Genomic DNA, 16,232 nt, shown 5'->3' with positions numbered 1-16,232 from the left:
GGATACGAACCAGCGTCGGGCGAGCTATCCTCAAAGCCCGGCCCGACGCTCAGTGACCGCAGTGGCATCGCCTTGACCCCAGTGCCACGAACACCGCTGGATTGGCGCTTATGTTGCCCTGCAACAGGGCGCAGGTGACTTTGGTCCTGCGCCTCTGGATTGATCTGATCGGACTTCGCTATAGGCGCTTATCGCCTTATGGGATTAGGCTTTGCCCCTGTCCGATCTAGTGAAGTGTTTACGCCCCCCGCGTGGACGGCTGCTGGGGGGATCGGCGCTGGACGGAAAAACTCTGCCACGCCGCCTGCACCCCTGCGCGATGGACGGCCGAACCGCGGAAGCTGCGCAGGAGCTCGCCACTCATTACGGCAAGGCGGAATATGGTGCTGGCGACGGGCCCGTGATGACGCTCGTAGTCGATGATACGATTGGCGGTCAGCAGGGCGTAGAGCCGGGCGTTCCGGCTGTACTCGCCACCGATATGGACGAAGACGGCTTCAGGAACGAAGGCGATCTTCAGCCCTGCCTCCCGGACGCGCCGCTGATAATCCACTTCCTCGCTGTAGAGAAAAAAGCTCTCGTCCCAGGGCCCGTTCACCGCCCGGGCGGCGGCGGAAACGAGCAAGGCCGAGCCGCTCGCCCAATCTACCAGTCCCGTCCGTTCATAGCGGCCGTCGTTGCAGACGCATTCTCCCCGGTCGAGGCCGAAGCCGAGCCGCGTCCCAAGCAGTGCATCTGCCCAGGCCGTCTGCAGCGAAGGCTCCCGCCGCAGCGAATGGAACAGCGTTCCGTCCTCATGCAGGATGCGCGGTACAGTAATTCCGATATTGGATGAAAGTCTGCGCATCAGCTGGGCGACCGATCCTGGCGCCACGCGAATATCGGGATTGAGGATCAGGAGATCGGCATCGGGCGAGATCGTTGCCGCACCGGCATTGATCCCCGCAGCATAGCCCCCATTACGACCGGTCTGGATCACTCGCGCTCCGATCGGATGCTGGCGCGCCATCGCAACCGACGCGTCCGACGAGGCATTGTCGACTACGACAATCTCTGTCTGCCCGATACCCACAAGGCCTGGGCCCAGCGTGTCGAGCAGCCCCCCTAGCGTATCCGCGCTGTTACAGGTGACGATGAGCACCGCCAGCTTGCGCTGTTTCACCCCTGTTCCGCCGGGCTGGCCCGGAATTTCTGCGGCCATCTGCGCCTCCGAATATCAAGAGGTCACATCAGCTTTTGGGACGCGAGCGGTACACTAGCGATTTGATCTACCGTCGCGTCGTTGTGCTTATTTCCCTAGTCACAATTGCGCCCCAATTGGACAACCTCCGGCGCGCGGGCACTCATAAGATACCTCCACGGCACCTATCCGACTGATTGTTGGGTCTGCGCGACGCCGCATAGCGTCACCTCCACGCTCTAGGAGGATTCAATGTCATTCATTTCGGGAGGAGCCCAGTTCGGCCAGCCTTCTCGGGGGGCCGGTCTGCTGTTCGGGTTGCGTGTCGATGCAATCTGCATGGCCGAGGCGCTGGAGCGCTGTCGCCAGGCCCTCGAAACCAGGCGCACCCTGCTCGTTGGTGTTCTCAACGCCGCCAAGATCGTCAGCCTCCAGAAGAACGGCGAACTGCGCAATGCCATCCTCGACTGCAACATGCTGCTCGCCGATGGGCAGGCTGTGGTCTGGGCAAGCCGCGTCCTCGGTCACAAATTGCCTGAACGCGTCGCCGGCATTGATCTCTTCCAGGAACTGCTTGGGCTCGCCGATCGCGATCACCGGCGCATCTACCTGCTCGGCGCAACGCCGCACGTCCTCGACAGTCTGCTCGTTGAAATCAGCCGGCGCTGGCCCGGCGCAGAAATTGTCGGCAGTCAGGACGGCTACTACACCGAGGATCAGGCCGAGGCTGTGGCCGAGCGCATCCGCAATGCGCGCCCGGACATGCTGTTTCTCGGCATGCCCTCACCCAAAAAGGAAATCTTCCTCCGCCGCTTTCAGGATCATCTGGGCGTTCCGATCCTTCACGGCGTCGGCGGCTCTTTCGATGTCCTTGCCGGTCTCACCCGGCGCGCGCCGGTCCTCTGGCAACGGATGGGCCTCGAATGGGCCTATCGCCTGCTGCAGGAGCCCCGGCGCCTGTGGAAGCGCTATCTCACCACCAATACCGCCTTTGTCACCCTGACCCTGCGCGAGGTCTTCCGACCCAGCGCCGAGCTGCAACGCATGCCGACATCCGATCGGACAGGCCCTTCGGGCCAACCCCTCTCACCATAGGAACTTTCATGTTGAACGAAGTCTTCAGCGGCAATCTTGTCGTCGTCGGAATGGGCTATATCGGCCTGCCCACGGCGACCGTCCTCGCCACACGCGGCGTCCAGGTTACGGGCGTCGACGTCAATCCCCGCATAGTCGAGACCATCTCGCGCGGCGAAGCGCCCTTTATCGAGCCCGACCTCGCCGTTGCGGTCAGCGGCGCCGTCGCAATGGGCCGGCTATCAATGTCCCGCGAAATCCCGGAGGCCGATGCCTTCATCATCGCGGTCCCGACGCCCTTCAACGAGGATCACACGGCGGACCTCTCCTATGTGAAGACCGCTGCCGAACAGGTCGCGGCCAAACTGCGCCCGGGCAATATCGTGGTCCTTGAATCCACCAGCCCTCCCGGCACGACCGAACTGGTCAGCCGCTGGATCGGTGCCGTGCGGCCGGACCTCAACATGCCCCATGATGTCGGCGGCAATGCAGACGTCTTCATTGCCCACTGCCCGGAGCGTGTGCTGCCCGGCAAGATCATGATCGAGATGATCACCAACAGTCGCGTGGTCGGCGGGCTGACCAGCACCTGTGCCATCAAGGCCGCCAGCATTTACCGCGTCTTCGCCCAGGGCGAGATCCTGCTCACCGACGCTGCCAGCGCCGAAATGGCCAAGCTGGTGGAAAATGCCTATCGCGACGTCAACATCGCCTTTGCCAATGAACTCTCACTCATCACTGAATCCCTGCGTCTCGATGTGTGGGAAGTGATCCGCCTCGCTAACCAACATCCGCGCGTCAACGTGCTCTCGCCCGGCCCAGGCGTCGGCGGCCACTGCATTCCGGTCGATCCTTGGTTTATCGTCGCCGCGGCGCCCGATCTTGCCAAGCTGATCCGCACCGCTCGCGAGGTCAACGACCACAAGCCGCACCATGTCGCCAATCGCGTCGTGGCCAAGGCCAAGCGCTTTGTCAGCCCATCGGTTGCCTGCCTGGGCCTCACCTTCAAGGCCAATGTTGACGACATCCGCGAAAGCCCGGCCGTGGAGGTCGTCGGCCTCATCGCCAGCGCCCTGCCCGAGGTCGAGATCATGGTCGCTGATCCTTATGTCAATGAGCTGCCCAAGGAATTGGTCGGCAACGCCAATCTCCGCCTCACCAATGCCGGAGAGGCGGTCGACCGGGCCGACATCATTGTTCTGCTTGTCGAGCACGACGCCTTCAAGGCGCTGCGCCATACTCGACACAATGGCAAGGTGGTCTACGACACCCGCGGGGCATGGGCGTGAGCAACACGCTCACTGGGCACGAAGTCGATCGGGCGCTCGGCATAGCCGAAAAAGTGCTCGATTGACTGGATGCTGCGCTCGGAGGCAAGGCCGTCGCCGTAGGGATTGACGGTCTTGGCCATCGCATCATAGGCGAGTTGGTTCGTAAGCAGCCGGCTCGCCTGTTCAAAGATCAGGTTCTCATCCGTTCCCACCAGCGACACCGTCCCGGCCAATACGGCTTCGGGACGTTCTGTCGTTTCGCGCATGACCAGCACCGGCTTGCCCAGGCTCGGCGCCTCCTCCTGCACACCACCACTGTCAGTCAGCACGATGTCAGACTTGTTCATCGCATAGATGAAGTCGCTGTAGCCGAGCGGATCGGTGATGATGATGTTCTCGATCCCGTCGAGCTCGGGCAGGAGGATTTCCCGCACGGCCGGATTGAGATGGGCCGGGAGCAGCAGTTGGATGTCGGGGAAGGCATTGGCCAGCCTTGCCATAGCCCGCGCGGCGCGCGCCATTGGTTCGCCCCAGCTCTCGCGGCGATGCGCCGTCACGAGGATCGTACGGCGACCGTCAAGGCGCAGCAGGTCCGGATTTACCGGCGGTATCTGGCGCGCGGCAACGTCGAGCAGGGCGTCGATCACCGTATTGCCCGTGACGACCACACGGCGCGGATCGATCGCCTCGGCGAGGAGGTTCTGCCGGGCCGTCTCGGTGGGCGCAAGGTGCAGTGCCGCAAGGCGCGAAACCATGCTGCGGTTCATTTCCTCGGGGAAGGGATCGAACGCATTATAGGTGCGCAGGCCCGCCTCCACATGGATCACCGGCGCCTTGGAATAGAAGGCCGCCAGCGCGCCGGCAAAACAGGTCGTCGTATCGCCCTGCACCATGACTGCGTCGGGATGCTCGATCTCGAGCACGTCGGCTATGCCTTCCAGCGCCCGCGCAGTAATGCCTTCGAGGCGCTGCCGGTCGGCGATGATGTTGAGGTCGTAGCGCGGCTTTATGCCGAAAATGGAATTGACCTGGTCCAGCATCTGCCGGTGCTGGCCAGTCACCACCACAATGGGCTCGAGGTGTTCTGACGCCTCCATAGCGGTGATCAGCGGGGCCATCTTGATCGCCTCCGGCCGTGTTCCGTACACGATTAGTATTTTGCGCATGCTCCCGCCTCCTCTGCCTGGATAAGGCAGTGCGCAGACGCTAGGCGCGCTGGCGTGCGGCCCAAATACCTACATATTCTTAACCTGGCGCAGGGGTTTGAGCCCAAGATTTCGTGCCACTAAGCCATGTCGACTAGCACGCCGCCCAAAAGTGTATGGTCGTGCCCCATCCGGCCATCGCTCACCCGGCAAATACGCCGTTGAGCCTAGTCCTCATCCGCCGACGAGTGCCCGAAACACTATGTTGTTTAGCGGATGATTAGCCCGGAGGACCAAAACCCCGCCCTCTCGCCCACCCCATAGCTCACACGGCGGAATTCTGTAGCTGCTGAACGCCGTTAACGTCGCGCTAACAGATTTTTGGGGACGACAAATGCTCGAACACTTCGTTGAAGGCCAGGCTGTCATGGGCGCGCGCGCGCGCTCAGCCTGGATACCACGTACCGGGCGGCGTCAGGGATATAGAGTGGTCAAGCGCCTGATCGACATCACCCTCGTGCTGCTGAGCGCGCCGCTGACCCTGCCACTGATACTGGTCATGGCGCTCCTCGTCCGGATGGATGGCGGCCCGGCCTTTTACCGGCAGCCGCGCATCGGCCGCCATGGCCACGTGTTTCTCCTTTGGAAACTGCGCTCCATGGTGCCGGACGCCGATAAGGCACTCGAGGCCTATCTCGACGCCAACCCGGCCGAAAAGGCCGAATGGGACAAGCACCAGAAGCTGCGCCGTGATCCGCGGCTCACCGCTATCGGTCCGTTCCTCCGCCGCTATTCGCTCGATGAACTGCCCCAGCTGTGGAACGTGCTCATCGGCGACATGAGCATTGTCGGGCCACGCCCGATGATGCCGCAGCAGCGTCTGCTCTATGAGGGTTTTGCCTATTACGACCTGCGCCCTGGCCTCACCGGCCTCTGGCAGATCAGCGAACGCAACAATTGCAGTTTTGCCGAACGGGCGCGTTATGACGAGCTTTATTGGGGCACCATCTCGGCGGCCACGGACATCCGCACCATCTTCCGGACAGTCGGTGTGGTCTTGGGCGGCACCGGCTACTGAGCCTGGTGCCAGCCCCCACGAATTGCCCCTGGCACCGGCTATTGAGCCGGTGCCATTGCCGTATCTGAAGGGCGAGCCGGCGCTTCCACCAATGTCACCTTGATCAGATCACCTGGCTGCAGCTGGCTGGTTTCCGTTGCGGCGAGGGTGATGACCTCCTCGCCCTTCTGCCGCACGATCGCATAGGCCAGGGTCCTCTGGATCTGCCCGGCAAGGACCATGTTGTTGTCGGTTTCGACCGACTTCACCAACATGCGCCGCGTCGCCGCCTGCTGCTGCAGGATCTTTTCCAGCTTGCCCTGCTCCTCCTGCAGAGACCGCGCCGTCTCGGACTGTTGCTCGTCTTCGATCTTGGCCAGTTCGCGCTGGGAGTGGTTGAGGTTTTCCCGCGCCGTCATGGTAGAAATGACGATATCGAGCCGCTCGGACCGCAGATTGGCGAGTTCGCGTTCGATGTCGCTCAACCGCGACGCCGTGGCAGAGCCTTTGGCGACCAGTTCACGGATCGACGCAACCTGCTGCTCGGTACGCGTAATCTGCTCGTCCACCGCCGCCAGCTTTTGTCCCAGCGCATCAATCTCAGCCTCGTAGAGCGCATCGAGGTCGATCAGGCCGGTTTTCTGTCGCGCCATCTCATTACCATGGGCGGCGAAAATGCGCTTTTCCTGCTCGAGGATTTCGGCAATCACAGGATCGAGCGGGTCGAGCACGATCGGAAACTCGATCGCGCTCTCATGAGTAAATTCTGCCTTGAGCCGCGCCAGCCGGGCCTGAAGACGAACGATATCGCTCTCATAGCCCAACAGGTCGGTTTCGAGCCTGATGGTCTCGCTGAGGCCGCGTTCCATATCCATGCGGCGCTCGCCGCCGGCCATGGCCAATGCCTGGATAACGCTCATGCCCGGGCGATACGCAAACTCTCCCGGCGTCGTGACATCACCTGCCACATATACAGGCGGATATTGCACCACCTGCACCGTGGCATCCGGCTTTTCGAGCAGGCCGAGCTTTGTCTGAAGCCGCGTGGCGATTTCGCTGCCCAGTTGGTCGGCCGACATGTTTGCGATGGATATCGGGCCCAACGATGGCACATTGATCGACCCATCTGCAGCCACGTCGAATTCCCCGCCGAGCGCGTCCCAGTTGCGATACTCACCGAGTGAGGTGACAAATTGCACCACGGTCAGCTTGAGCCGCGTCATCGGCACGAGCGCCTCGGCCTGGGCCGCCATGGGCGATGCCGCGACTGAAGCCATCAGGACAGCCCAGAACAGGACGTGTTTTTGCGATCTGGCTCGCTTTTGCAAAATCGGCATGGTTCGACCCGCCCTCTCAAAGCTATGGTAGGGCATCCTATCCCGCGACAGCCCCGACCAGAACCGACCACTGCGGCTTAGCCCAAGCGACGTAGCGGCCGCAAACGACTACCCAAGTTGGCAATATTCAAGGCCGGGCGCTCCCGTATCGTCACCCATCATTGACCGCGCATGCATCATCCGGATGCAAACTCGGTGTGGCAGATGCAGGGAGACGGCATTGTCGAATTTTGATTTCGGTTTCTACTTCGCCCTGTTTCGGCGCCGGCTGCCCACCTTCCTGACGGTCCTGATCCTGGCCGGCGCTGCCTTGTTCGTCGCCATTTCCCTCTGGCCGGTGTCCTATCGGGCGTCCGCGCGCATCCTCGTCGAATCACCGCAGATCCCAACCGATCTGGCCAAGTCGACCGTGCCCACCGGTGCCGCCGAACAGTTCCAGATCATCCAGGAGGACGTGCTCTCCCGCGAGAGCCTTCTCGCCCTGGCCGATCGCTTCAAACTCTACGCCAGCCGGCCGCGGATGAGCGAAACCGACATCGTCACCGATATGGAGTCCCGCTTTGCCATCGACCCGATCCCGGTCGGTACAGGCAGCGGCGCCACAGCCACCGTGTTCCAGATTTCCTTTAAGGCCGACCGCCCCGGAACCGCTGCCACAGTGGTCAACGAACTCGTCGCCATGATCCTCAAGAAAGACGTTGAGCTGCGTACCGAGCGCGCCCGCGAAACCGTGACCTTCTTCAACGCAGAAACTGCCCGTCTGAACGCCTCGCTACGCCTCATCGAGGAGCAGATCCTCTCCTTCAAGAACGAGAATTTCAGCGCCCTGCCCGACAGTATCGACTTCCGTCGCAACCAGCAGACCACTCAGCAGGGGCGTCTGCTGGTGCTGGCGCAGGAAGAGGCCGGGCTTAACCGTCGACGTCTGTCGCTTCAATCTCGCCCGCTCAGCCTCATGACCAATCCGGTCACTCCGGACGAACAGACCCTGGCCTCGCTCCGCCAGCTGCTCGTGCAGCAGAGCGCCGCCTTCAGCGACGACAGCCCCACCCTCGTTGCCCTGCGCGGCCGCATCGACGCGCTTGAAAAGAGCTTGATGGCTCCCGCTCCAGCCACGACCAGCGGCGAAGCCGACGCCAATGGTGCATCCGGCGACACGGTTGCGGATGACGACACCGCCATCCAGAGCTCGGAAATGTTCGATATCCGCGAGCGCCTTGAGGAGATTGCCGACGAACGCGCCCAGCTCGAAAAATCGCTGGCCACCCTGACCGCATCCATCGAAGCGACGCCCGGTATCGAAACCGCCCTCAATTCCCTCCAGCGCAATCGTCAGAACCTGCAGGCGCAATATGATGTGACTGTCTCGCGCCTCGCCGAAGCCTCGACTGGCCAGCAGATCGAACTCCTGCTCAAGGGCGAACGTCTGTCGCTGATCGAAAGCGCCGTTCCCCCGCAAAGGCCGCAGGGCCCGGGTCAGCGCCTGCTGATTCTCGGCGGCGGGCTTGCGGCGCTGGGCATCGCGCTGGCCACGCTGGTCGTGCCCGAATTCTTCAACCGGCGTATCCGCCGGCCAGCCGAGCTGGTCTCGCGGCTCCAGATCACCCCTTACATCACCGTGCCCTATATCGAGCGTCCGGCCGCCGGCTACAGCTGGCTACCCCGCCTCATCAAGCGCGTGGGCACCAAACTTGGCCTCGGCGCGCGCCGCGGCCCCGCCCCCGTTCCTGCCCCCGCCTTTTCCGCCTCCCGCAAAACCACAGCGAGCCGCTAGATCATGGACACACTCAACGGAGATCTCGGCCCACTCATGGCCAATCCCAATCTAGAACTGGCCTGGTCGGCCCTCGCCCCCCTCGAGCTCGACATCTGGCGGCTTGAGCGCCAGCGGGTTATCGCGCTCAACCGTCGCGATCCCGGCGCCGAGGCCTTTGATGTCCTGCGCACCAAAGTGCTGCGCGACGCCAGAGAGCACGGCTGGAACACACTGGGCATTTCCGCTCCGACGGCCGATTGCGGCAGGGCCACCGTGGCAGCAAATTTGGCCATCAGTCTCGCCCGGCTTGAGAATTTCAAGGTGGCGCTGATCGACCTCGAATTGCGCGGCCACAACCTTTCCCGCATCTTCGGGCACTCGGGACGCTACTCGACCGAGGATTTCCTGCGCGGCAAATGCCGGAGCGAGGATTTTCTCGTCCGCTTCGGCGACAATCTCGTCGTCGGCACCAGCGCCCCCTCAACCAATCACGTCGCCGAACTGCTCCACGGCGCCACGGCGACGGCGGTGTTGAACCGGCTCAAGACCGAGCTTGGTGCCGACATCATCGTCTACAATCTGCCGGCCCTCGTCGAAGGCGACGAGTGCCTGGGCCTCCTTCCTCGGGTCGAGGCCAGCCTGCTTGTCGTCGCCGCTGAAGAAAGCACGGTCGCCGATATCGACGTAGCCGAACGTCAGCTGAGCGAGCGGACCCGTCTCCTCGGCGTCGTGCTCAACAAATGCCGCTACGAAACCGGAAAGAACAGCAATTACCAGGTCTGATCAGCCTTCCCGGAATGTCCGGAGAAACCGCTCTTCGATCGGCCCCATCAGATAAGACCAGACGGACCGCGCGCCCGTCTGGAAAAAGCCCTCGGCCGGCATGCCCGGCGTCAGCTGCGCGTCGGCCGGAAGATTGATCAATTCCTCATCGGCCACATCGACCCGCACCGAGAAATAGTCCATCCCCGTCACCGGATCGCGCAGCAGATCAGGCGCAATCGCGTCGACCTTGCCAACCAACAGCGGCGTGCTGCGCGTGTCAAAGCTCAACAGGCGCACATCGGCCGGCTGGCCCACATGAAGCCGGGTCACGTCCGTGGGCCGCACCCGCAGATCAACCACCAGGTGGACCGCGCGCGGCACGATCAGCATCAGTACATCGGCGGGCGACACCACTCCACCCACTGTATGCACGCTCGATTCGTGCACAATCCCGTCGACGGGCGCGCGAATTTCCAGCCGCGCGAGCCGGGCTTCAGCCGCGATGATCTTCTCGCTCACCTCCGCTATCGTCTGCGAGACCCGCTGCAACTCCACCAGCGCCTGGCTCCGAAAATCGCTCACCGTCTGCTCGGACTGCAGCCGCAACTCCGCGATTGAGCTTTGCGTCGAGGCAATGGCGGAACGCACGCCCGCCAATTGCCCCTCGATCTCCGCCTTGCTGAGCCGGACATCATTGACGCGCTGGTTCGACACCAGCGCCTGCCCGGTCAGGGTTTCGAGCTGCCCCAGTTCCTCAGTGACAATATCGAGCTGGCTGGAATAAGCGGTGATCTGGGCCTCCTGCCCGGCGATCAGCGCTTCTTTCTCGGTCATCAATTCCTTGATCCGGGACACCGAGCTGTCGAGTGACTGTTTTCGCGTCATCAACAGGCGAAGCTGCTCGACCAGCACCTGCTCGAGCAGCGGGTCGCCTTCGAGCACACCCGCCACCTTGAGCATGGTCATGGACGTACTCCCAACGCTCTCGGCAGAAAGCCGGGCACTGGTCCCAAGCGCTTCACGCAGTTGGGTCTTCATCACGCCCAGTTCGGCCTGCGCGAACACATCGTCGAGCCGCACCAGCAATTGTCCCGTGGTGACTTCATCATTGTCCGCCACGAGGATCTCGCGAACGATACCACCTTCCGGATGCTGGACTTTTCGCGAACCACCCTCCACCACCACGATCCCCTGGGCGATCACCGCGCTCTCGACCTGAGCCAGAGCGACCCAGCCGCCGAGCCCCAGCACCAGTACCGCGACAACGATCAGCCCGAGCACGGCATGGCGGTGCAGGCTCCCAAGGAAATGGTCCTGCGGCCGGAGCGGCTTTATTCTCGGCCCGCCAAGGCGCAGGGGATCACGCATCGCGGCCCCGCGCGGGCGGCAGCGCCACCTGTTCGAGCACCTCACCCTTGTTGCCGAACGCCGCCTGTCGGCCATCGCGCATGAACAACAGCTTGTCCACCGCCGCGACCGCGCTTGGTCTATGGGCCACGACCACGACGATCGCCCCCCGCCTGCGCGCGTTCAGGATCGCCCCGGTCAACGCCTCGTCCCCCTCCATGTCCAGATTGGAATTGGGCTCGTCGAGCACAATCAGAAAAGGGTTTCCATAAAGGGCCCGTGCAAGTCCGACACGCTGGCGCTGCCCTGCCGAAAGGTTGGAGCCGTGCGGACCCAGCCGGGTTTCGTAGCCATTGGGCAGGGATGAGATGAGCCCATGCACCCCTGCGGCCCAGGCCGCCTCGAGGATAGCCTCGGTATCGTGGTTCTCGTCGAACCGGCCGATAATTTCGGCAATCGTGCCGTCGAGCAGTTCCACCGCCTGCGGCAGATATCCGGTGGCCGCGCCCAGTTCCTTGGCGTCGAAATGCGCCAGCTCCGACCCATCCAGCCGGATCGCCCCGGCCAGCACCGGCCAGACACCCACCAGCGCCCGGGCCACCGAGGATTTTCCGGCGCCCGAGGGCCCGATGATCCCGAGGCCGTCGCCGGCATTGAGCGTAAAATTCACGCCGCGTGCCACTGGAGCATGATCACGGTCGATCCCGGTTGAGAGATTTTCAACGCTGACGCTCTGGCGCAGGATCGGGAGCCGCGTCGGCCGCACTGGCTCGAGCGAAACCTGCAGCATGCGATTGACCCTGCCTCCCGCCTGCCGTGCGCTGACGAAATTGCGCCAGTGCGCCACCACCTGCTCGATCGGCGCCAGCGCCCGCGACGTGAGGATCGAGGCCGCGATCATCACCCCGCCCGTCGCCTGGTTCTGAATGACGAGATACGCCCCCAGTGCCAGCACGGCAGACTGCAGCAGATAGCGAAACCCCTTGGTGAGTGACCCGTAAAACGCCATGCGGTCGAACGAACGCGTCTGGGTGCGCACCAATTGTTCGGCGGCGCGGCCCCAGCGATGGGTCACCGCGTCCTGCATGCCCATGGCAAAGATAGATTCCGCATTTGTGTCGGCGTCGCGCGACAGCGCGGCCCGTTCCGCCGCTGCGGCAGTCGTCGCCATGGCAGGCCGATGCGAATTCAGCTCGTTGAGCACCAGCAACAGCGTCATCATGAGCCCACCCGCCAGCGCCAGCATGCCCAGCCAGGGATGCAGGTAAAACGCCAGCGCCAGATAGATCGGCACCCAGGGCACATCGAGCAGCGAAATCGCCCCCGGCCCGGAGACAAACATGCGCACCTGGTCGAGATCCTGCACCGGATTGCTCAGCCGCAGATGGCTCTGGTTAAGCTTCATCCGCATGGTCAGCGGAAACAGGCGCTGGCTCAGCCGGTCGTGCAGAAGTCCCCCGATGCGCCCTGCCATACGCGCCCGGATCCACTCGATGACAGCGTAAAAGCCGAACAGCACCACCACCAGCGCCGTCAGCGCCACCAGCGTTTCCGGCGAGCGGCTCGGAATGACGAGGTCATAGACCTGCAGCATGAAAACCGAGCCGGTCAGCATCAATATGTTGGAGGTGACGCTGAGCAGAAACAGCACAATCAAATGCCCACGCGCCTGGCGCACCACGTCGCCGAGCGAATTGGGGGCAGCGCTGGCAACCATCATCGACAAGACGGCCTCCTCGCGAACAACCGTGTCGTGACAAGGCGCCACCGACAGGCCCTTACCGATAGCAAGCGGGCGCGCCCCGCCTCGCTAGCTCTATCTACTTATACCAGCGCACCAAGCTAAGCAGAAAGCCGCTTATCGGCCGCCGTCCCTGCTGGCCGGGTTACTTGCCTAGATACATTGGAAAATTGCTGCCAACCGGGGCGTCGCTAGATTTTTGTCCAACACCGGCGAACCGCTGCCGGCAAGAGGGCAAGACCATGATGCAGCAGGTGACGATGGGTGAGGGCGTGGTGATCTTCCAGCCCGACCTCGTCAATCTCTACGGCTGCTCGATCGGCAGGAACAGTCGCGTCGGCAGCTTCGTGGAAATCCAGAAGAACGCCAGTGTTGGCGAGAACTGCAAGATATCGAGCCATTCCTTCATCTGCGAAGGCGTCGTTATCGAGGACGGCGTGTTCATCGGCCACGGCGTGATGTTCACCAACGACCTCTACCCGCGCGCCACCACCGAGAGTGGTGAACTGCAGGGGGCGGCCGACTGGTCCGTGGTTCCCACGCGCGTCTGCCGCAATGCCTCCATCGGCTCCAATGCCACCATCCTTGCCGGCATCACCATTGGCGAAGGCGCCCTCATCGGCGCCGGCTCCGTCGTCACCCGCGACGTTGCGCCCGGACAAACCGTCGCCGGCGTTCCCGCGCGGCCGATGCGCCACCAGGCGCCGGCCGCCCCCCAGCCTCACCAGAAAGAGCTTCAGTCATGATCGGCATCGGTGTCATTGGCTATGGATATTGGGGGCCCAATCTGGTCCGCAATTTCTCCGATATTCCCACGGTCGATTTGCGCTGGGTGTGCGATCTGCAGACCGAGCGCCTCGCCCGGTTGCGCTCGCGCTATCCGGCGGTCCAGATCACCGAGGACATGAATGACGTCCTCAACGACCCCAAGGTCGACGCAGTCGCTATCGCCACCCCGGTCTCGAGCCATTTCGAGCTGGCGATGAAGTGCCTCAAGGCGGGCAAGTCCGTCTTTGTCGAAAAGCCCATCACCGCCACCGCCGAAGAGGCCCGCCGCCTCATCGATGAAGCCGACCGGCGCGGTCTGGTCGTCGCCGTGGATCACACCTTCATCCACACCGGCGCGGTCAAGAAACTGCGCGACATCATCCGCAACGACCTCGGCGAGCTCTACTACTACGACTCCGTCCGGGTAAATTTGGGCATCTTCCAGCACGACGTCAGCGTCATGTGGGACCTTGCCGTCCATGACCTGTCCATCATGGACTATGTCATCGGCGCCCAGCCCGTCGCCGTCTCGGCGCTCGGCATGTCCCACATTGAAGGCTCGCCGGAAAACATCGCCTACCTCAACCTGCATTACGACTGCAAGTTGATGGCCCATATCCACGTCAACTGGCTGGCCCCGCTCAAGGTGCGCCGCACCCTCGTCGGCGGCAGCCGCAAGATGGTGGTCTATGACGACCTCGAGCCCAGCGAAAAAATCAAGATCTACGATCGCGGGCTGACCATTGACCCCATGGCCCCCAAGGCCGGCGAACGTCGCAATCAGATGCGCATCGGCTACCGCGCCGGCGACATGTCGGCGCCCCAGCTCGACATCACCGAAGCCCTCGGCTCCGAGCTCGCCGAATTCGTGTCCTGCGTTGAACGCGGCACCAAACCCATCGCCGACGGCGCTGCAGGCCTGCGCGTCGTCAAGATTCTCGAAGCCGCGACCCAGTCGATGGCCCAGGGCGGTTCCGTTGTCGAACTCGCCCGCGAAAAGGTGTTCTCATGATCCCGTTCCTAGACCTTCGGGCGCAATACGCCCTCATCCAGCAGCAGATCGAAAGCGCGGTCACCAATGTCCTGCGCTCCGGCCATTACGTGCTGGGCGATGAAGTGAAAGCCTTCGAGGAAGAGTTCGCGTACTATTGCGGCACGCGCCACGCCATTGCCGTCAATACCGGCACCAGCGCGCTCCATCTCGCGCTCATTGCCGCCGGCATCAAGGCGGGCGACGAGGTCATCACTTCCCCCTTCACCTTCATCGCCTCGGCCGCCGCCATCCGCTATATCGGTGCCCGCCCGGTTTTCGTGGACATCGATCCTACAACGTTCAACATCGATCCCAACAAGATCGAAGCGGCCATCACTCCGCGCACCAAGGCCATCCTGCCAGTGCATCTTTACGGGCAAATGGCGCCGATGAACGACATCCTCATCATCGCCGCCCGCCACGGCCTCGCGGTCATCGAAGATGCCTGCCAGGCCCATGGCGCCGAATATGATCGCCAGCGCGCCGGCAGTATCGGGGTCTCGGGCTGTTTCAGCTTCTATCCCGGCAAAAACCTTGGCGCCTATGGCGAAGGCGGCATCGTCGTCACCAGCAATGACGAACAGGCGCGAAAAATCCGCATGCTCCGCGACTGGGGCCAGGAGCGCCGTTACCACCACGTCATGGAAGGCTATAATTACCGCATGGACGCCATTCAGGGCGCCATCTTGCGGGTCAAGCTCCGTCAGCTCGAAGAGTGGACCGAGGCCCGCCGCGCCCGCGCCCGCCTCTACACAAAACTGCTCGCCGGGTCCGATGTGATCACCCCCGCCGAAATGGAGGGCAATCGCCACGTCTGGCACGTCTTTGCCGTCCGCAGCACGGATCGCGACGGCCTGCGCGCCCGCCTCCTGCACGAGGGCATCGAAACTGGTCTTCATTATCCGGTGCCGGTGCACCTCCAGCCCGCCTATGCTGATCTCGGCCAACAGCGCGGCGATTTTCCTGAGGCTGAGGCCGCCGCCGACAGCGTGCTCTCCCTCCCCCTTTATCCGGAACTGTCCGAACGCGATGTCGCCTACATCGCCGATGCGGTGAGGCAAGATGTCTACGCTGCTTGACGAACCCGCCATCGCCCGCACGGTCAAGGCCATTCACGGCCGGAACACGTCCGCTAGCGACCCTGCCTTCGAGGCCGGCTTTGCCGAATGGCTGGCCGAAAATTACGACGGGCACCTGCTGGACGCCTATGCGCGCTTTGCCACCGGCGACGGCCGGCTAGATGCGCTGATGCGAAAACTGATCTTCAAGGCTGGCGCCCGCGCCTGCGGGTCAGGCCTGCAAGTCGGCAGCCAGGTTGGCTTCAAGCATCTCGAAACCTTCGAAATCGGCACCAATGTCTTCATCGGCGCCGGCGCCTATATCCAGGGCCGCTTTGATGGCCATTGCAAGATCGGCAATCAGGTCTGGATTGGCCCGCAGGCCTATTTCGACGCCCGCAATCTCGAGCTTGGCGATCACGTCGGCTGGGGGCCCGGCGCCAAAGTGCTGGGCTCCCAGCACACCGGCCTGCCCACCGATGTCCCGGTTATCGCCACCGATCTCGAAATCAAGCCGGTCCGCATCGGCGCGGGCGCCGATATCGGCACCAATGCCACCATCCTGCCCGGCGTCACCATTGGCGAAGGCGCCATCATCGGAGCCGGCGCCGTCGTCAACACCGATATCCCCCCTTTTACCGTAGCCGCCGGCGTCCCCGCCCGCGTGCTGCGCCAGCGCTGAACCAGAAGGATTTTTCAG

At 63.1% G+C, this 16,232-nt stretch carries 14 protein-coding genes; 9 read left to right on the top strand and 5 right to left on the bottom strand.

The genetic code is table 11. From position 1 onward, the window contains the following. Window positions 1–238 precede the first annotated feature (238 nt). Window positions 239–1,201, bottom strand: coding sequence for a glycosyltransferase family 2 protein (locus NYQ88_RS05185; protein WP_275653889.1), 963 nt, complete (start codon window positions 1,199–1,201; stop codon window positions 239–241). A gap of 231 nt (window positions 1,202–1,432) precedes the next feature. On the opposite strand from NYQ88_RS05185, the gene NYQ88_RS05180 reads away from it, so the two are divergent. Together NYQ88_RS05180 and wecC are read left to right on the top strand one after the other, a co-directional pair. Beyond that, entirely contained in the window at window positions 1,433–2,275 is an 843-nt protein-coding gene (locus tag NYQ88_RS05180) for a WecB/TagA/CpsF family glycosyltransferase (protein ID WP_275653888.1), read from the top strand. A gap of 8 nt (window positions 2,276–2,283) precedes the next feature. Beyond that, a complete protein-coding gene (gene wecC, locus NYQ88_RS05175) occupies window positions 2,284–3,543 on the top strand; it encodes a UDP-N-acetyl-D-mannosamine dehydrogenase (RefSeq protein WP_275653887.1) in 1,260 nt (419 codons plus the stop codon). Here wecC and wecB read toward each other — a convergent pair. After that, complete coding sequence (gene wecB / locus NYQ88_RS05170; protein WP_275653886.1) at window positions 3,516–4,691, bottom strand: UDP-N-acetylglucosamine 2-epimerase (non-hydrolyzing); 1,176 nt, start codon at window positions 4,689–4,691, stop codon at window positions 3,516–3,518. The genes wecC and wecB overlap by 28 nt on opposite strands. 373 nt (window positions 4,692–5,064) lie before the next feature. Here wecB and NYQ88_RS05165 point away from each other — a divergent pair, with 373 nt between their 5' ends. Further along, a complete protein-coding gene (locus NYQ88_RS05165; RefSeq protein WP_275653885.1) occupies window positions 5,065–5,748 on the top strand; it encodes a sugar transferase in 684 nt (227 codons plus the stop codon). A 38-nt stretch (window positions 5,749–5,786) separates the two neighbouring features. On the opposite strand, the gene NYQ88_RS05160 is transcribed toward NYQ88_RS05165, so the two are convergent. Beyond that, entirely contained in the window at window positions 5,787–7,004 is a 1,218-nt protein-coding gene (locus tag NYQ88_RS05160) for a polysaccharide biosynthesis/export family protein (protein ID WP_275653884.1), read from the bottom strand. A gap of 280 nt (window positions 7,005–7,284) precedes the next feature. Between NYQ88_RS05160 and NYQ88_RS05155 the strand changes: the two genes are divergently transcribed. Both NYQ88_RS05155 and NYQ88_RS05150 read left to right on the top strand, forming a co-directional pair. Then, window positions 7,285–8,838, top strand: a complete 1,554-nt coding sequence (locus NYQ88_RS05155; protein ID WP_275653883.1) for a lipopolysaccharide biosynthesis protein — start codon at window positions 7,285–7,287, stop codon at window positions 8,836–8,838. A 3-nt stretch (window positions 8,839–8,841) separates the two neighbouring features. After that, window positions 8,842–9,603, top strand: coding sequence for a CpsD/CapB family tyrosine-protein kinase (locus tag NYQ88_RS05150; protein WP_275653882.1), 762 nt, complete (start codon window positions 8,842–8,844; stop codon window positions 9,601–9,603). Here the strand turns inward: NYQ88_RS05150 and NYQ88_RS05145 are convergent, their stop codons facing one another. Further along, window positions 9,604–10,953, bottom strand: coding sequence for an HlyD family type I secretion periplasmic adaptor subunit (locus NYQ88_RS05145; RefSeq protein WP_275653881.1), 1,350 nt, complete (start codon window positions 10,951–10,953; stop codon window positions 9,604–9,606). Further along, window positions 10,946–12,652 carry a type I secretion system permease/ATPase gene (locus NYQ88_RS05140; RefSeq protein ID WP_275654850.1) on the bottom strand — a complete coding sequence of 569 codons (1,707 nt, stop codon included), beginning with the start codon at window positions 12,650–12,652 and terminating at the stop codon, window positions 10,946–10,948. Before NYQ88_RS05140 ends, NYQ88_RS05145 begins: the two co-directional genes overlap by 8 nt. Before the next feature lie 263 nt (window positions 12,653–12,915). On the opposite strand from NYQ88_RS05140, the gene NYQ88_RS05135 reads away from it, so the two are divergent. From NYQ88_RS05135 to NYQ88_RS05120, 4 genes are read left to right on the top strand one after another with little or no spacing between them, the layout of a single operon-like run. Next, window positions 12,916–13,419 (top strand): acyltransferase, encoded by a 504-nt coding sequence (locus NYQ88_RS05135; protein ID WP_275653880.1) that lies wholly within the window; start codon window positions 12,916–12,918, stop codon window positions 13,417–13,419. After that, window positions 13,416–14,453, top strand: a complete 1,038-nt coding sequence (locus NYQ88_RS05130; RefSeq protein WP_275653879.1) for a Gfo/Idh/MocA family oxidoreductase — start codon at window positions 13,416–13,418, stop codon at window positions 14,451–14,453. Before NYQ88_RS05135 ends, NYQ88_RS05130 begins: the two co-directional genes overlap by 4 nt. Then, entirely contained in the window at window positions 14,450–15,553 is a 1,104-nt protein-coding gene (locus NYQ88_RS05125; protein WP_275653878.1) for a DegT/DnrJ/EryC1/StrS family aminotransferase, read from the top strand. The genes NYQ88_RS05130 and NYQ88_RS05125 overlap by 4 nt, the downstream gene beginning before the upstream one ends. Next, on the top strand, window positions 15,537–16,214 hold the full coding sequence (locus tag NYQ88_RS05120) for an acyltransferase (protein ID WP_275653877.1): 678 nt from the start codon (window positions 15,537–15,539) through the stop codon (window positions 16,212–16,214). The genes NYQ88_RS05125 and NYQ88_RS05120 overlap by 17 nt, the downstream gene beginning before the upstream one ends. Window positions 16,215–16,232 lie beyond the last annotated feature (18 nt).

Source organism: Devosia sp. SD17-2 (genome assembly GCF_029201565.1).
Classification (GTDB): domain Bacteria; phylum Pseudomonadota; class Alphaproteobacteria; order Rhizobiales; family Devosiaceae; genus Devosia.
Note: the sequence above shows the minus strand (reverse complement) of the source record. Positions and strands in the feature narration are given on the sequence as shown.